General features: G+C 58.2%; 11 protein-coding genes. 10 read left to right on the top strand and 1 reads right to left on the bottom strand.

What is annotated here, in order from left to right:
* Window positions 1–8 precede the first annotated feature (8 nt).
* The 10 genes from IPM54_16040 (at window position 9) to IPM54_15995 (ending at window position 17016) form a co-directional block, all read left to right on the top strand.
* Entirely contained in the window at window positions 9–1925 is a 1917-nt protein-coding gene (locus tag IPM54_16040; GenBank protein MBK9261300.1) for a DUF2169 domain-containing protein, read from the top strand.
* A gap of 99 nt (window positions 1926–2024) precedes the next feature.
* Window positions 2025–3110 carry a DUF2169 domain-containing protein gene (locus IPM54_16035; GenBank protein ID MBK9261299.1) on the top strand — a complete coding sequence of 362 codons (1086 nt, stop codon included), beginning with the start codon at window positions 2025–2027 and terminating at the stop codon, window positions 3108–3110.
* Window positions 3107–5485, top strand: a complete 2379-nt coding sequence (gene tssI, locus IPM54_16030) for a type VI secretion system tip protein VgrG (protein MBK9261298.1) — start codon at window positions 3107–3109, stop codon at window positions 5483–5485. Before IPM54_16035 ends, tssI (IPM54_16030) begins: the two co-directional genes overlap by 4 nt.
* 13 nt (window positions 5486–5498) lie before the next feature.
* Window positions 5499–7733 (top strand): type VI secretion system tip protein VgrG, encoded by a 2235-nt coding sequence (gene tssI, locus IPM54_16025; GenBank protein MBK9261297.1) that lies wholly within the window; start codon window positions 5499–5501, stop codon window positions 7731–7733.
* Between the two features lie 12 nt (window positions 7734–7745).
* Window positions 7746–9974 (top strand): type VI secretion system tip protein VgrG, encoded by a 2229-nt coding sequence (tssI, locus tag IPM54_16020; protein ID MBK9261296.1) that lies wholly within the window; start codon window positions 7746–7748, stop codon window positions 9972–9974.
* Window positions 9975–9977: 3 nt separating this feature from the next.
* Complete coding sequence (locus IPM54_16015; protein MBK9261295.1) at window positions 9978–10772, top strand: hypothetical protein; 795 nt, start codon at window positions 9978–9980, stop codon at window positions 10770–10772.
* Window positions 10773–10786: 14 nt separating this feature from the next.
* Complete coding sequence (locus tag IPM54_16010) at window positions 10787–12532, top strand: DUF4150 domain-containing protein (protein MBK9261294.1); 1746 nt, start codon at window positions 10787–10789, stop codon at window positions 12530–12532.
* 1 nt (window position 12533) lies between these two features.
* On the top strand, window positions 12534–13982 hold the full coding sequence (locus IPM54_16005) for a DUF2169 domain-containing protein (protein ID MBK9261293.1): 1449 nt from the start codon (window positions 12534–12536) through the stop codon (window positions 13980–13982).
* On the top strand, window positions 13979–15025 hold the full coding sequence (locus IPM54_16000; protein MBK9261292.1) for a hypothetical protein: 1047 nt from the start codon (window positions 13979–13981) through the stop codon (window positions 15023–15025). Before IPM54_16005 ends, IPM54_16000 begins: the two co-directional genes overlap by 4 nt.
* The gene (locus IPM54_15995) at window positions 15022–17016 is read left to right on the top strand and encodes a HEAT repeat domain-containing protein (protein MBK9261291.1); all 1995 of its coding nucleotides are present in this window, start codon (window positions 15022–15024) and stop codon (window positions 17014–17016) included. Before IPM54_16000 ends, IPM54_15995 begins: the two co-directional genes overlap by 4 nt.
* A gap of 5 nt (window positions 17017–17021) precedes the next feature.
* Here the strand turns inward: IPM54_15995 and IPM54_15990 are convergent, their stop codons facing one another.
* On the bottom strand, window positions 17022–18323 hold the full coding sequence (locus IPM54_15990; protein MBK9261290.1) for a DUF418 domain-containing protein: 1302 nt from the start codon (window positions 18321–18323) through the stop codon (window positions 17022–17024).
* Between the last annotated feature and the right edge of the window lie 48 nt (window positions 18324–18371).

Below are 18371 nucleotides of genomic sequence, written 5' to 3'. Positions count from 1 at the left end.
TCATTCTCATGGACGTGTGGTCTCCGAGTGCCGTACCCGTAGGAATTCTTTGGTGGAATGGGCCCACGCGTCGCCTCACGATCATCGCGAAGATGACCTTGATGCCAAAGGCCGGGGCGCTCGTGCTGGCGGACGAGCAAGAGCCGCTTCGGCTTTCGGCCCCGAGCTCGTTCGACGTTCCCGAGGAGCTTCATTATTCGAGTGATTTCGTTCCTTTCAAACCACGATGCGACGTGCTCGTCGTCGGTTCGGCATATTCGCCGACGGAAGCGTCGATCATTCCCGTGCACGTGCGTGTCGGAGCTTGCGATAGGCGCGTGTATGCGCTCGCGGGCCAGCCGTCGACCAGCATTCCCTTGTCGTCATTGTATCTGCGACGCGAGCCTGTTTCGAGCGCTGAGGAGGTTGCGGTAGGACCACTGTCGCCGCATCACCCTCATCGCGCTCGTTTTGCCGATGCGCGCATTCCGCCTCGAGCATCGGGGTTCGAGCGGACAAACTTACCTGCCGATTTCGACGGGCGATATTTTAACACTGGTCCGATCGAGCAACAGACCGATCCCATCACACCCGGCATGGCGCTCGTCGTTCCTTCGCGCGGCGCCCAAGATCAAACGTTTTGGATTCCGCCACTGACGCCGCGGATTTTTTTATTCGATCAGACGACCGAAAGCGGATTGCGCGAGGTCGCCATGACGTGTGACACGATATGGATCGACACCGATCGCGAGCGCTACGTGCTCACCTTTCGCGGTGTGATCGATCCAGCGTATGGAGGACAATTCCCCTCGGCCGTCGTCGCCGTGTTTGCGTCGATCTACGACGCCGTGCTTGCAGGCGCGGCACGGATGATCTGCTCTCAGGCAACGGTTCGCAAAGCGACGGAACCTCAATCGCTCGAAGAGGAAATTGCCGAGCCCGCTTTGCCGGATCCGACGATCACACCGTCCCGTGCAGCATCGTTCCAGGATGAAGAAGGCACGAGCCTCTACACGATCAGCAGCTCCAAAGCGTCCACGCTGCCGTTTGCCTCGACTTCAATACCGCGGAGCGAAGAGGCAGCATCCATGTTGCCGGACGCCGCCACGCGCCCGCCCGTGCTCCCGTTTGTCGGAGGAGCGAGCGCACTGTCCGCGATGTCCGACAGCACGCCCGCGCAGCAGCTTGCGAATGTTTTGCCGTTTGTCCAGGCACATCCAGCGCCCACGCCGGCGATGTCACGACCAGCGACGACCACTGCGCCAAGACCACGAACGCTCGTGCCTGGAGTGACTGTTTCAGGCCCCGCGTTACCGTTTGTCCAAGCATCACATTCGCTCGATGCCCGGCCCGAAAGCCCACCGTTCGATACGACATCACGGTCCGTTTTGCCGTTTGTCTCGAACGAGCCTCGCAAGCGGCCATCGACGATGCCGCCGGCGGAATCGATTGTCTCGACCGAATACGACCGGCCCTCCGCACCGCCGCCCCAAGCTTTGCCGTTTGTCTCGACCGAACACGACCGGCCCTCCGCGCCTCCGCCCCAAGCTTTGCACGCATTGCCGTTTGTCTCGAATGACCCGAAGCCGTCGGTGCTCGGGCGTTTCGATGCGCAGCCATTGGCAGGGGCTCCACTTGGCACCGCGGCAGCGCCGAGCGTTTCGGAGCCAGCGCCGGCGCTCGACACGTCGGCGCTCATGCGTCTATCGCTCGATACCTTCGCGGAAATCAAAGTGGACTTGTGGAGCGGTGTGGGGCTTCGCGAAGCGCTCGCGAAACATGGAATCGATCAGCGGTCGTATCATTTGTACGAGCGACGGCAGACCGAAGAGCTTGGGGACGACGTGCGTCAAGGCGCGCTGGATCGCACGCGTGCGCTACGTGCCGCACTGCGTCGTGCGCGCGAGCGTCGAGGGCCGATTTCCACGGACGACGGGATTTTGTAATCGCTGAAGAAGCGTGCGGATGCGTTGGATTTCGATTGACGCGGCGCCTTTGCTGCGATGTACTTTCGACTTGTCATTGCTTGCCGGTAGCTCGAAGTCATGAATCTAGAACGCGTCGTGGATAACCGAACGCCGATGGCCCATTGGTGCGCCGTCGTGACGGATCGGCACGGCCACGATGTGATTTTGGTGATAACGAAAATGACGTGGGCCGTATCGGCAACGGGCGCCGTGACGATTGCGTCGCCGCAATCTCCCGTGCGCCTGGATGACGAGCCGATTTCGGATGCGCCGAATGCGAGTATTCGATATCCAAGTGATTTGTGTGAAGAAAAAGCGGGGACGGATGTGCTGCTCGTGGGTAGTGCGCAGCCGCCATCGGGGCGTAAAGTGACGGAAATGGATGTGGGGCTGCGAATCGAGGCAGGTCACCGCTCCATTCAAAAAGTCGTCAAAGTGCATGGTCCGCGCGTTTTTCAAAAAGCGATGATGGGCGTCGCTCCGGGGCCTGCGGCCGAGCTTCGGACGACGCCGCTCGTGTACGAAAACACCTATGGCGGAACGGATACGACGGAGCCGAATCGACCGGTGTCGGAGCCACGGAATCCCATTGGTAAAGGGTTTGCCAAGAATCGCGCGGCGCTCGTGGGTCAACCAGCGCCGCCCATCGAGGATCCGCGGGCGCCGCTATCGTCGAAGAATCCTGCGCCGGCTTGTTTTGGTGCCGTGCGCAGCGAATGGGCGCCTCGATTGCAATATGCAGGAACGTACGACGATACGTGGCGCAAAAAGCGAGCGCCTCTGCGTCCGCTCGATTTCGATCCGCGTTTTTATCACCTCGCGCCGCCTGATTTGTGGTCCGAAGTGCCGCTCGGGGGAGACGAGCCGGTGGAAGTGACGGGAACGACCGCCGGACCGGCTTGGCGATTTCGATTGCCTCGTTATGCTCCCCTCTTCAGCATTTCGGTGCGTGGAACGAAGCACGAGCCCAAAACGCACCTCGACACGTATCTCATCGACGCCGACGAGCGGCAGGTGGAAATCACTTTTCGAGCGACGGCGCCCATGCCACGGAAGCTCGAGCATATCGACAAGGTTTTGATCATGGGGGCGCCCAGCCTACCGGATGCATTGATTGAAGAACTAGCGGAGCGGGTCCGCGCGCGAAGGAGTGTCGATTCATGAGCACGCGCAAGGTATCAGTGAACCTCTCCATGGGGGTGGATGAATCATCGTATCGCATCGTATCGGTGCGAATTGCGGAGGAATTGGCCACGCCCACGCACGCGCGGATCGAGATTGCGACGATGGAGGACATCGATTTCGGCGATGTCATCCACGGCGACGCAACGCTCGAAATTCACCTCGATGGCTTGCCGTCGCGGCTTTGGTCTTGGAAGGTCGCCTCGGTCAAGTATTTGGGGGTCGAAGCTGGAGCGTATCGACACGAAATCGAATTACGTCCGCGTTTTTCATTTCTCGTGCATACTTTGTCCACGCGGAAATTCCGCAACCTTTCGTCGAAGGACGTCATCACGAAGGTGCTCGACGAAATGGGCATCAAGCATTCATTTTGGACCGTACGCACGCCGCCGGTACGGAAGTATTGCATGCAATATCGTGAATCGACGTTTGCCTTCGTGAGCCGGCTGCTCGAATTCGAAGGAATGTATTATACGTTCGATCACGATGATCTTCTCATTTTTGAAGACAATTCGCCCGCTGCAGCACCCGTCGATGGACCGACGGATCAATTCGATTTGCTGGATGCTGCCGGGGCGCTCGATCGAGACGTACTCGGAATTCATGCTGCACGCCGCGTCGCACGCGTGGCTTCCGGAAAAGCATCCGTGAATGATTTCAATTGGAAAAAACCCAAGCTGGCCTTGCTTCAATCGGCTGCTTTTGCGAAAGATGCCGAGCTCGAAACGTACGATTACCCGGCAGGTTATCGAAAGCCGGGGGATGGCGCGTACATTGCAAAAATTCGTCTCGAAGCGCACCGCGTCGCGAGTCAAGCATTCGAGGGACGCGGAAATATCGTCACGTTTGCGCCCGGCAAGAAATTTTCTTTTGGTGGTGCGGCCGGTGAAGCGTTCGTCGGAGACTACTTGATCGTTGGCATCGAACACGTGATCGAAGACGGGCGGTTTTCCTCGACGACCAAGCAAGTCACGTATGAAAATCGTTTCAAAGCGATACCTCTATCCTCTGCATTCCGCCCCAAACTGAGCACGCCGAGACCCACGGTCGAAGGTTGTCATACCGCCATGGTGCGCGGACCTGCAGGATCGGAAATTCATACCGACAAATATGGTCGATTCCGAGCGCAATTCCATTGGGATCGCGAAGCCGTGAGCACGGACGAGGATTCTCGGTGGCTCAGAGCATTGCAAGAGCCCGAAACGTCGATGGTCATTTCGCGCGTCGGCTGGGAAAACACCGTTGCCTATATCGACGGCGATCCGGACAGACCCGTCGGCGTGGCCAGAAACATCAATGGCGTGATGACCCCGACCTACAATCAACCGGGCAATAAAAACGTCATGACCATCAAAACCCCGTCTTCACCGGCGACGGGTGGTTTCAACGAAATAAAACTCGACGACAGCGCCGGGTCGATGCTGTTTTTCGTGAAAGCCGAAAAGGATCACATCGGTGTCGTGCGCAATGACCGCACCGAGCGCGTGGGAAATGACGAGACGCATTCGGTGGGCGTCAATTTCATGCACGCCGTCACGAACGACCAAGCCGTCGCGATCGGCGCCAATTCGCTCACGACCGTCGGCGAATTCACGCAGCTCGAAGTGCGCGCCAATCGCAAAAAGAGCGTCGGTGGCAATGAGAAGATCGACGCTGGCAATCAAATCATGGCCAGCACGCAAGGCAATGAAACGGAAACGGTCGGGTCGACACGCGTGACCATCACGGGCAGCGTTTCCTTGCCCAAAGTTTCACCACCCAAACTTCCGACGCTACAGGACGCCGCTTCGACGCTGGCCAAAGGCGAAAGCCTGAAGACGCTCATTCCGTCGCCCAAGAGCTTGCTTCCCGGCGGAGGCACCCTTTCCGGCCTCGTGAATGACATGCTCAATGGGTCGATCGCGCGTCAAGCGGTCAAGCGGATGAGCCGTACGATTGGCGGCGCATTCATTTCGACATCCGTGGGCAATTTCCAAACGATTGCGGGCACTTACGCCGAAACGGTGGGCGGCGTCAAATTGATGGTCGCAGCCGAAGGCGAAGTGCGGAAAACCGTAACCGGCCCGCTGAAGGTCTTGGTCGGCGGCGCCATTCTTCGAACGTCCGGTGAAGACATGGGCACCGGCGCAGAAAACACGAAAGTGACGGTGGGGGCCACTGCCGACTTTTCCGCGGGCAAACTATTCGAGGTCCGAGGAAACGTCATCGAAGTCGAGGGGCTCGCGGGCGTGAAATTCGTCTCCGGTGGGCTCACGATCGACATGTCGCCCGGCTCGATTACGATGAAGGGCAAAATGAAAATGGAATCCTCGAGCGGCGTCAAGGTGACCGGCTCGGACGACAACATCACGGGCTGAGGAGGATTTGACCATGGCACTGCAATCCGTCTTGGGCCTCGAGCAAGAGCACGCGCAGATTGAAATTGGCGGCTTGCCATATGAAGTCGTCGGCCTTTCGGGCGCAGAAGGCATCATGCGGCTGTTTCGTTACGAAGTCACGTGTGCCGCACGTGCAGCGAATGAACCGCCGCGAGCGCTTTTGGGCAAGCCCGCGGTCATTACACTCTTCAGTCATGGCGGGACGCGACAAGTGCGCGGAATCGTTGCCGAAGCAGCGCGATCGGTTTCGGACGATGGTAAAGCGATCGTCACCGTGATCGTTCGTCCGGATGCGTATCTGCTCACGCTCGGACGCAATTGCCGCGTCTTTCAGCACATGACGGTGGTCGATATCGTCAAAGCCGTGCTCGCATCGAATGCGCAGCCCTCGCGCTGGGAGGTCACGGAATCCTACGAGGAGCACATTTATTGTGCGCAATATCGTGAAGACGATTGGACGTTCGTTTCGCGATTGCTCGAAGAAGAGGGCATTTATTGTTGGTTCGACCATAGCGGTGAAGTGTCGACGCTGGTCTTTTCCGACCTTTCGACGGGCGCTCCCGAATTGCCTGGCGGGGCGTATATCACGTTTGCCCACGAAAGCGGCGCTCACGCGGATCGAGAAGTCGTATTCGAGCTTGGCGAACACGTCGCGGCACGCACGACGAAGTTCACTGCGGGTTCGTTCGATCCTGCGCGTCCGAGGCTCAAGATTGAAGCCGTCGAAGGCGGCGGGCCATTCGAAGCGTACGATGCGCCCGGTGGAGGACCGGAGAGTCCGCAAACGGTCGTGCGGCAAGCGAGAAATCGCCTGCAGGCGGCCATTGCTGCATCACGCGGCGTATTTGGCAAATCGACGAGCATTCGGCTCACGCCCGGAATGGTCTTGGAAGTCGGCGGATGTTCTGCTGCGCGTCTCGATGACCGTTATGTGCTGACGGACGTGACCATCGATATCGTGCAGCGGCGGCGCGGGCCTTCAGGCGGCGCTGGCGCGGAGAAACAAATCATCACCAAGTTTTCGGCCATTCGGAACGCCGTTCCTTATCGCCCTCTCGAAAAAACAAAACCCGCAAAACAAGCGGGGCTTCAAACGGGCCAAGTCGTCGGTGCACAAGGCGCGGAAGTGCAGCCGGATGCGCGTGGTTGCGTGCGCGTGAAATTGCGCTGGGATCGAGATCCCAAAAATGACGATACCGCCGGTAAATGGATGCGCGTGGCGCAACGAGGTACCGCCGAATCGATGCTTTTGCCGCGCATTGGCTGGAACGTTCTCACGATGAACGACGAGGGCACGGTGGACGCGCCGTGGGTGCTTTCGCGTATTCACGATGCCGAACATCCGCCGGCATATCCTCTGCCTGCAAACAAGACGCGCGTCGTTTGGAAAACAGCCACGACGCCGGGCGGCGGATCGTTCAATGAAATCTATTTCGAGGACAAACAAGGCCGCGAGGAAATGTTCATCAATGCCTCGAAAGACATGACCATCCTCACGCAGCACGTGAAAAAAGACGAAGTCATTCACGACCAATTGCGCATCGTCGGGAACAACCACACGATGTCGGTCGGCCTGAACCATAACGAAAATATCGGGCACGATCAGACAGTAGCCATTGGTGGCAATGAAACCATCATCGTCGCCAAAGGTTCGGAAAAGACCGTAGGCGGCAATGAAACGGCCACCATTGGTGGATCGCGCAACGTGACCACGGGCGGACAACATACGACGAACGTGACGCTCGATCGTAAATTGTCGGTCGGTTCGGCGCTCATCGACATCACGATTGGACAAATCTCGGCGTCGTCGAAATGGTCGACGGTGCTCGTCGGAGCCGTACGAGTGGCCGCGTCGGGCGGGACCATTTCAGAAGACGTGTCCAAAGTCACGGTGCAAACGATTGGCGGCGCAAAAATCGAAATCGCTGGGACAAACTGTCCGGTCGACGTCAAGAAGAGTTACACGGAGACCGTGGGCGGTGCGATGGTCCTCAAGGCTGGAGGCAATTATGCAGACACGGCCGACGTGAAATCCTTCTGGACGGTGGGAGCAAAACTATCGGCCAAGGCGCCGAAAGTGTTTTTCGAGGCCAAGGACAAAATCGAAATCAAGTGCGGCGGAAGCTCGCTCGTGATCACCAAAGACACGATTGAGATCGTGTCACCGAGTTACGATTTGTCGGGGGCTTTCCTCGATGTCAACACATCCATCGTGAACCATAACTAATAGAGGTGCCCCGTGAACGACAGTCGCCCGCTCAGGTATTTCGTCGAAGTCGCCGGCCACCGTTATGAAGTGCGGGAAATCGAAGGGCGCGAAGCCATATCGAAACCATTCCGCTTCGAGCTTGGTTTCGCACTCATGGACACGATGCAATTCGGCGCAGACCTGCCCATTGCGCCCATCGAACCCGACGATATCGTCAAGACCGATGTGACGCTCCACCTCGAACGTGACGGCATCGTCGATCGCGTGATTCACGGTCTCGTCTTCGAGGCATCCCTCGGAGCGACGTTGACAGGCGTACCCGACATGCATCTCGTCATCGAGCCGCGGCTATCGCTTTTGCAATATCGCACGGATATTCGCGTATTCCGCAACAAGACGGCGCCGGAAATCGTCGTCGAAGTGCTCTCCGCGTTCGGAATCACGCCCGAGCTGCGACTCCGCGCGTCGTACGAGAGCCGGCCCTATTGCGTACAATTCCGCGAATCGGACTTCAGCTTCGTGAGCCGTCTCTTGGAAGACGAGGGCATTTTTTATTATTTCAACAAAGACGGTGTCATGATCCTCGGCGATTCGGCTGCTGCATACGATCCGATTCCCGGCAATCCAGTTTTGCCTTATCGAGCGGGCTATGGCATGGATCAAAAGGAGGATGCCATCGTATCGATTGGAAGTCGAGCTTCGGCCACAGTTGGAAAAGTCACGCTGCGCGATTTCAATCCGGACCATCCGAGCCTCGATATGGATGTCGATGCTTCGGGACCCAGCGCTTTTGGGCCTGAGTGGTACGATTATCCGGGTGAATATGCGGAGCCGTCCGAGGGCAAACGCAAGGTGGCATTACGCAGCGAAGCATTTGCTTGCGCGTCGGAAGCGGTTCAGGGCCGGAGCATTTGTGCGCGAATCCTTCCAGGTCATACGATGGACGTATTCGACGTGCCGGAAGGTGCGCCGGGTGGAGAATTCGTCGTAACGGTCGTCGATCATGCGTACAGGCGCGCTGATTCGGGGTTTTCCGCAAAATTCGAGGCGCTCGATGGCAAGACGACTTTCCGCCCGCTGCTCGAAACGCCCATTCCGCAGATGACGAGCCCGCTCACGGGAATCGTGACCTGTCCTCCGGGCGAAGACGATATTTATACCGAGGAAGCAGGTCGCGTCAAAATACATTTTCATTGGGACAGGTTGCAGCCATACGATGGCGAGTGTTCGCATTGGGTGCCGGTCGTTCAGGACAATACGGGCCATTCCGTGGCGATTCCGCGCCGCGGCTGGGAAATGCTCGTGCACTTCTTGGAGGGCGATCCGGATAGACCCGTCGTAATCGGACGCGTGTACAATGCCGAGGATCGATTCCCCGTGCCGCTTCCGGAGGGTAAAACCAAAACGAGCCTCAAATCATTGGTTACGCCGAGCCGCGACGGAACGAACGAAATCCAATTCGAGGATTATGCCGGACGCGAGCACATTTACATTCACGCCGAAAAAGACCAAAACATCGTCGTCGGGAACGACAAGAGCGAAACGACCCTCGTCAACGAGCTCAGCGCGGTCTACCACGACGAACGCATCGCCATTGGCATAAATCACACCGAGGCTGTCGGAAAAAACCATTCGATGGTGGTGGTGAACAACCAAAGCCATTCGGTTGGAGGCAATCGCGAGCGGCAGATTGGCGAAAGCGACATGGGCAATGTGACGGGAAATCGATCCGTCACGATTGGTGGGTCGCACATACGCCGCATTCACACGGACGATTCGGTCGTGGCCAAGAATTTGACGGAAACGGTGGGTGCCGTGGACCTCGAAGTGGCCATCAAGACGAATTCGACGGAAGCGAATACGGCGCTGGCCGTGACGGTGGGCGGAGCCATCATCAACGTCGCGCGACAGAGCGTCACGGAGGCTGCGTCGAAGGGGCGACTGGAAACGATTGGCGGCGCGGTATTCTCGAAGGCGAAGGCGGAAATGAAGGCACGCGCCGACAAGAATCGAGTGCTCACCGTGGGCGGTACGTTTTCGGCGACCGTGGGCAAAGAAGCATCGCTCACGGGCGCGGAAAAGATACGCATCGTCGCAGCGAACGAGGTATTCGATGGTTCGGACGAGGTCATGCTGAAGGTCGGAGATACGACGGTGGTCATGAAGGAAGGGACGATTGCAGTAAATGCGCCGTCGAAGATTTCATTGAAGATTACGGGCTCGAACAAGCAAGGTGCGAGCAAGTCGACGCAGATATAGTCCATGAAGCAGGAAAACTTTCTCTTCTATTCCGTCAACGTCAAGGCAGCGTCCTGGGCACGCGTGTATCTCAATGATTTGCCGCTCCATGCCCAGAGCGCGCCGGGCGTGGATTCGCATTCGACCAGCATCAATCAAATGCTGATGAATGGCGAAAATACGCTGACGGTCGAAGTGTTGGCCGCGCCCGAGGAACGGGGGCCGGGCTCGGTGAGCGTCCATTTTTACACCGTGATCGATCCCATGACCAAGCCCATGAAGATCGCTACGGTGCATCAATTCTCATTTCCCGAAGTGCTCGACACGGCCGCAAAACCCAAAGATCGGCGTGTGCCGTATCATCATGAATCTCGGTTCACGTTCGACAACGGGGGGTTTTCCCCAATATGGGCATCGGCCCCCGCGGAAGAAGAAGTCGATTGTCGGGGCACACCTGAATTACGTGCTGCCGTAACCGAGCTTTGGGAATCCATCGAGCGGCTCGACGCGGACAAGTTTCTCGATTTGTGCGAGCTGCGCCTTTCGGAATACGAGCGCGCGCATCCGGGCGTGTCGCAAGCGCGCGCGGATACGCGGCGCGATGCATTGCGGGAATTGTTTTCGTACAAGCCGCGATTGCCGCCGCTCGACATGTCGGCGCTGCATTTTGCGTCGCGCGCGAATGGGCGCGTCGTGCATGTGTCTCGTGAAGGTGGCGGGCATGTCTTGAATGCGCCTGCAGAGCGCGATCCGCGGCGGCGTCTGAAAGCAGATTTGTTGTACACGCGGCAGTTGGGTGCCTGGAGAATTTGGGGTTAAGGAAAGAGGAAACCATGGCCGACACAGCCTCGAACCAAGGAAAAGCCATTGCAACGAAGGGAACGGCCCACATTCCTCGCACTGCTGGGCCCACGGACGTGTGCATCAATCCCGCGGTGCCCGTCACGGCCCCATTTCCTAATTTTGTCCCCACCACGCGCCTAGGGGCAGGACAAACCATTCGCACGAAAATCGACAACAAGCCCATCTGGACGATGAAAGGGGTCGTCGGGCCGCCCTCCAATGCGCCCCATCCTCCCTTCGTGATTGGAGCGGTTTCGGGCAAGCCTTATCAGATGGAGGCGAAGCCGATCATGGGATCGACGAACGTCTTCGCCGAAGGTGGGGCGCTCATTCGTACGAATGATCCGACGTTCCAGAATGCCATGAATACGGTGGGATTCGTGGATGGGTCGCGGGTTGCGGGCAATGCCACGAACGAACAAGGGTTTTTGCAAAAAATCTGCACGCTCGTCGTATTCGAGGGGGCATGCGAGCACGGACGCAAATTGGGGTTTCCCGCTCCCGGTGGCAAAGGCGAACCGAGTTACCTCGAAGTGCTTTCGGGGGATACCATCAAGTTCAAGGCCGAACGGCAGGACACGACGAAATCGCCGCCTGAAAAAGAACCCAAGTGCAGGCTCGGTGGTAATCACACGAAATGGATTGCAAAGCGCGTTGGCAGCGTCCCCGCCGTGACGCCAAAAACGAAAGAAGGAACGGGCACTGAATTCGAAGTCGGCCCGGACTTCACCGATCTTTCGCTCAATACGTTGCTCGGAATTCCGATACCGGGCACGGTGAGCGACGGCGCCGCGCATACGCCGGTGGACCATTCGGACACGGGTGGCGCCAAGGTCAAAATATCCACGAATACCTGGGTCAGCCCGGTCAAGTGGTTTTTGATGTGGAAGATCCGGGAAAACCCGCCCGTCATTACGGTGCAAGCGCTTGCGTGTGCGGGTAGCAAGACGGCGACGATCAAAGTATTCCCGACCCAAGGCATCAAAGCGAGCCTATTTGCCGAGCAAACGGACGACATTACGAAGGGGTTCTTGGCGAAAATCGAAAAATGTAAGAAGATCGCCGAGATCGTCCAAAAGATTACGCGTATTGCCGGGCACGAGATCAAAGTCGAGTTTTTGATTTCGCCGAAGGTAGAGTTCGAGCTGCAATACGTCGAATGCAAGCAGGAAAAAGGGTATTACTCGACAATCTATACGCCCGCGCGAGTCAATCGGAAGTGGTCGCTCACGATTGGCTTCGATCCGCTCATCGGCGTACAAGGCAGCATCAAGATACCGCTTCTGACATTTCTGCCGGGCCTCGGCCCCATGATGGCAAAAATCATCAATTACATCAATCGCAAGTACCCGACGTTCGCGGCCGATATCGTCTTCGGGTTCAAGATTGGGTTTTCGTGCTTGTACACCGTCGGACAGGACGAATACGATGCTCCGTCGAATACGGGCGGCAAGGGCAAAGTTGCCATCGAGCTCAGCATGGCGCTCGAATTGGGGCTCGCAGGGTTCAAGATTCAATTCAAGGCCGCATTCCCGGCCGAAGTCTCGCTGGGGCTCTTCTTGGGTGATACGCCGAAGGTGCTTTTGCAGCTCGTGATCGAGGGTTCCATCAAGAGCGCATTTACCATCATTCTTTTCCCGGACTCGTGGTACGAATGGGAAGTGGCCAAAGCCGAACCGGATTGGCTCAAGTGGGAACCGGATGCCAAACGAGTCGACCTCATTGCAGCTCCCTGATATGCTTCTTCGTAGACCCGTTTATGCACAGCCAGCGCCCGCGGACGGAGCGGCGCCGTTGCCCGTGGGAATCGTCCCCTTTCGCGCGCCCGAACCGCGTTTGGCCGTCATCGTCAAGGTTTCGTGTTCGCTCCGCGAAAATCAAGATGGCTCGCGTTCGTTCGTTCGCAGTGACAAACAGGAGCCGCTTTCGCTAGCCATTCCCTCGACACTCGTGGGCGCAGCTCCGGACGACCTTGCATACCCTGGGGATTTCATTCCTCGCAAAACGGCGATTGACGTTTTGGTATCGGGTCATGCCTACTCCGCACATCCTACCGGTCAAATCAACGCGGAGTTTCACGTGGGATCGGTTTCCAGAACGTTTTGTGTAGCAACGTCTGGCGCCGCGACGATGTTGCCGCTCACGGCCCCCTATTTGCGTGGGCCAGACGGGTTTTCGCCCACGGAACCGATCGCCGCGCGAGCCGCAGCAGCGCTCGAGGAGCAGCACCCGGCGGACTTCGATTACAGCGTTTACAATGCTGCACCCATGAGCCAGCGCGCGACCGAATTGCCCAAAAATGGCAAAATGTTCCTCCGCGGGCTCGTTCCGGGATGTGAATACGTCGAGGCCATTTTTCCGACGATTACGCCGCACGCGGTCCTGGTATCCGCACACGACAATCGGATCGATGTGCCGCTGCGCTGCGATACCATCTTTTTCGATTCGGATCGCTCGATTGCCGCGTTCGTGTTTCGCGGCGATGTGCAATTGATTCCGCCGGACATTTTCGATTTGCGGCATATCATCGTTTGGACAGACGAACCTCACGCGCACCGCTCGGTGGACGACGTGTGCAAAGACCTGCCGCGTGGCGCGTTTGGCTTTACGGTTGCCGCCGAAGATCTGGCGGGGGGTGAACCTCCAGGGGAGCCCGCAGAAATTGATTTGGTCCGTTATTCGACGTTCGATGTTTCGCCCGAACCAACGTTGAGCTTGGAACAGTACGCCACCATTTCGGCAGAGCTTGCCGAGGGAAAACCAAAACGCGACGAAGTGCTTCGCCGTCATCTTTTCGATGAAGACCGATGGCTGCTCGAGGAACGCGCCATTTTGGGAAACATGGCGGAAGCTGCGGTCAAGCAAGACACGGCAATGGCCGTGCGTTATGGCGAGCTTTTCATGACGGCTCAAGATGCGCTGGCCGAACCGTGGGAAAAGGACCAATCCGTCGACGATTACATCGAAATGAAGGCGGAGATGGAAGCAAAGGGAGATCCGGCCCGAGTGCTTGGCGAGCGGCAAATGCGACTTGCGCCATGGCTGCGGCTCGAACGGCGATTCACGCGTCAAGCGCTCGAAGATCCGTCTTTTGCAGCGATGCTCGAAGAACGGCTCGCAGTAGCCATGCGTCGATATGCAGCGGAGCCCGACGAGCCTGCGGCGGAAGAGGAGATTGATCTGTGACGAGCGACGGGCGAGGCATTGCGACGATTCTGCGTGCCGGCGCACGAGCACCAATTGGTTTGTCTCGACTGCAAGTTGCCATGAACGTGCGGGCAGAACGATTGGATCCTCGGCCTTGCACATTCAAAGACAAACGAGGACAAATCATCGGGTCTTGTCGCGTCGGGGGTTTGCCATTAGACGTCGTCGGGCACGATCGATTGCTGGGGCTCGCTGCGCCTGCATTACGTGAAGCGTGGCCAGCAGAATATACGTCGAGCCTTCCCCTCGTGCTCGCATTGCCAGAAGCCGGGCGACCGGATGACGACGCTCGGTATGGTCCGGCCTTCATCGACGCATTGCGAGCGAAAAGCCGTTGTCCCATCGATTTACAGCGTTCGACCGTGGTGCGCGCGGGGCATGCGGGGTTTGTCGTAGCGCTTGAAATGGCGGCAGACATGCTTCACAAAGCGGGGCTCGGACAAACTCCACCCGCTGTCGTCGTGGGAGGCGTGGATAGTTATCATCACGAGGGTGTTTTGCAATGGCTCGATGCGGATCATCGGTTGCATGCCGCAGGCACGGAAAACGGCATGGTGCCGAGTGAAGGCGCCGGATTCGCCGTTCTTTTACGCGCAGGAACGAAATTGCAGGGCGCATCATCCGACGAGCAGCCGCTCGGGCGAATCACGACAATTCGTACGGGGCGTGAAGAATCGGCTTTGATGGGCCGGCCGAATCTAGCCGAAGCACTGACACAAATCGTGCAGGATATCGCTGTGCAAGGCGGTCCACTGTCATGGGTACTGACCGATTTGAATGGCGAGCGGAATCGGAACAAAGAATGGGCGCAAGTGGCCCTGCGAGGCGTGCTCGCAGAGAACGCCATTCAATCGACACCGGCGCAAATGCTGGGAGATACGGGAGCTGCAACAGGCGCGCTTTTGCTTGCAATTGCTTGCACTTATTTCGCGACAGGTGCAGCTCCGGTGACGAGGGCAGCGGTGGTGCTTCAATCCGAAGGGCCCGAGCGTGGGGCATTTTTGCTCGAGGAGGCGTCATGAGCGCACTTCTTTCGCCGATGTCGATTGAAGACAAACCTTCATCGCCGGCTCATGCAGAAGCGGCGATTGCTCGCGACGTGCTCGAAAGAGTGCTTTTCGACGTACAACGGTCGACAGCACGCATGGATCGCGCGCAGGTGACGGAAGCGTTTGCAAAGGCGCTCGATGCGCTTGCCGCGCTCACCAAGAGCCACATCGAAGATGGCGAGCATCTGAGCAAATTGGAAGCGGCCAAGAGCGCCATGCAATCGGCGCAATCGGCGCTCGTGGCGCAAAAGCAACCGGCGCTCGATGCGCTGGCAACGGATGTCGTCGTCGTTCACGATGCCCTGGCGGCGACTGTAAAGCGTGTCGTCGATGCGCAGGGGCATTGGCGGTCGCCGAATTGGCGAGCAAGGGCGACGCAGCCGAGTTTGTCGCCGCCATTTCGTGCAAGCTCGGGCTCGGCTGCATTTTTGCGCATCGAGCGCGAGCCGATCGTTGCTTCGGTAAAACTGCTCGTCGCCGAGGAAGACCTCATCGAGGTCGACGAAATACCGCTGGACGATGATTCCGACCAGGAAGAGGTCATCCCAGACAAACCGAAAGTAACAGCTCCATTGCCAATCCCGATCGACGATCCGGATCGTGCAGGTGCCGCGGGTGAAGAAGCGACGCTTCGCCGGCTTGCTCGTGAATTGATCGAAGAGGTCGGAACGCTGGGCGCCCTTTGCACACCGAACCCCGCGCAGGTATGGACACGTGGAGTCGTAGCGTTCGAGGAGCGGCTTTTGGCTGCATTCGACGCGCTCATGACGCTTGGGCATCCGGTCATGTCGATTGACGGGACCGAATTGCGATTCGATGTGCTGGGTGAATTATTGGCGCATTCGAATGCGGCCGAGGTTCCGGATCCTGCGAGGGCGTTTGCCCGGACGTTCGTGCTTTCGTGTGTGGAGGGCGAAGATCGGGTGCGGGCGGCGGTCGTTGCAATGGAACAGGCGCATCCGGCAACGTATCCGGCGCATCGCGATGCATTCATTCTCGGTTCGAGTCCCTCGATTGGGCCGGCAATGCGACGGCTTTGCGAGGATGCGCCGGCGCCCATTTTGCGCGTGGCGCTCGATGTGCTCACGGCTCGGCGTGAAGCTATGACGGCGGTCGTCGCACCGCTGCTCGAGCATCCGGATCCGGGGGTTCGCGTGCGCGCGGTGCGGTGTCTCGGGGTGGCCGCCGAACGTAATGCGGCGATATCGATGCTCGCGCAAGTGATTGGCGAAGAAACGGATACGCGTGTCGCAGCAGCGGCGATGCGTGCATTGGTGCGTCGGGGCGAACCTTACGGGCTCGAATCGGCGCGGCAGGCATTGCGTAACAATCGAACGGATCAAGGCGAGCTGCATACCGACGCGCGGCTCGATTTGTTGGAGCTGCTCGGTGTGACCGGGAATGCGGCCGATGGATCCGTATTACAATCGTCACTCGCGTATCGACCGCGTGAAGCCGAGGCGCTGGGATGGCATGGGAGCCCAGGTCATGTGGAAGCCCTTTTGGCGGCACTGCAGAATGCCGTATCGACTCCAGGAAAAAAGCTGTTTTGCGCGGGCATCGCGCGGGCGCTCGTACGGATCACGGGGGCAAACATCGTAGATGAATCGGGCGATGCGTTGCCGGATCCAAATGCGTGGAAAACGTATTGGGCAGAAAACCGAGCGCGATTCACGGCGACGTTGCGTTATCGGTTTGGCCGACCGTACTTGCCCATGGCGACATTGGATGAATTGTCGACGGACGGAGCGATGATGTCGGATCGCGAGCTCTGCGTATTGGAGCTGGACGCCATCACGGCGGGCGGCGCAGAGCTGGACTTGCGGCGCTGGACGGCGCTTCTGGATGCGGGCGTTTCGCGATTGCGGAATTCGTTCGGCGACAAACCGCGACATGCGGATGGGTCTGGGTTTTCTGCGGGTGAATGGGTGTCTTCGCGGTGGCTGAGGCGAGGGGTTCTGTAAGAGTCTCAGGGGACCACGTCGGGCGTTTCGACCATTTTGCGCACGCGCATCGGCTGCGGCTTGCCGTACGTCAATGACCGCGATACCCATTCCACCGGTCCGAATCGGAAATATCGTAGCCAAAGCCAACTGCATACCATCTGCACGGTGAACATCACCATCGGCATGACAATGGTAAAGCGCGGGCGGAGATCACCCATGTGCCCGAGGCCGATGCCGCAAAAGACGAATACGCCAATCGCGCTCTGGGCATAGTAGTTGGTCATGGCCATTCGGCCAGCCGGGGCGAAGATCGACAAGACCCGCCGAAAAAAGCCTCGTTGGTAGAGCAATGCGATGGCTGCAACGTAGAAAAGAGCTATGGACAGTGTCCATACGTTGCGAAGCACCGGCATCACGATGGGCAAAGCGATGGGACCCGGCTGGGGGCTTTTTTCTCCAAGCAGAAATCGCAAGCCAACCATCACGCCGAGCAATAGTAGGCTCACGAGCGCGCTCCATCCAAGCATGCGCCGAAAGGCTCGCCGATGCGCTGCAACGTCCTGAAACCACCCAAGCCGCCCAACGGCAAGGCCAAGCAAGAAATTCCCCAAGGTGCCCACATGATACGATGCAATGATGACGTTCACGAATTGACGCCAATACATGGTCACATTTGCACGCACGATGGCCATGTACGAATCGCTTTGAAATGCTTCGAGCAGCGCACGATTACCTTCCTCGTAACTTGCCCTCTTCGCAGCCATTGCGGCTTGCGCTGCTTCCGGTGACGTCAACAATCGCGGCAGAACGAATTGACTCCACATCCCTACGGGTACGGCCACCAGCGTCAAAATGAGGCCCCATATCACCAATGTCTTCGTCGATCGCTTGTAAAACAACAGAACCACGAGCCCAATCAGTGCATATTGATGGGTAATGTCTCCATACCACAAGAGGGTCAGGTGCAACATGCCCAGGAAAAGGAATGCCGCACATCGGCGTACGTATCGCTTGGGCACAGAGTCATTTCGTTCCGCAGCTCGAGAAAATTGCATCGCGAGCCCGAACCCGAACAGAAACGTGAATATCGTCATGAACTTGCCCGCAACGAGAATGTTGTAAAGGGCGTCGATGACTTTGTGCACGGTGCTCGACGTCGCAGCCTCGAGCTGTGCGTGTGGCAAAAACACCGCCCCGCTCATCCATGCGTACACGTTGGACAAGAACACGCCGCTCAAGGCAAACCCTCGAATCACGTCGAGAAGTGCATTGCGCTCGGTGGCGTCGATGGGCGAGGGAGCTCGAGGTTGGTCCACGTTGTCCATACAGGTGCATGGTAGACACCTGTTCGGCGACTTTGTGTGTTCATTTTT

The organism is Polyangiaceae bacterium, assembly GCA_016715885.1.
Taxonomy (GTDB): Bacteria; Myxococcota_A; Polyangia; order Polyangiales; family Polyangiaceae; genus Polyangium.
Note: the sequence above shows the minus strand (reverse complement) of the source record. Positions and strands in the feature narration are given on the sequence as shown.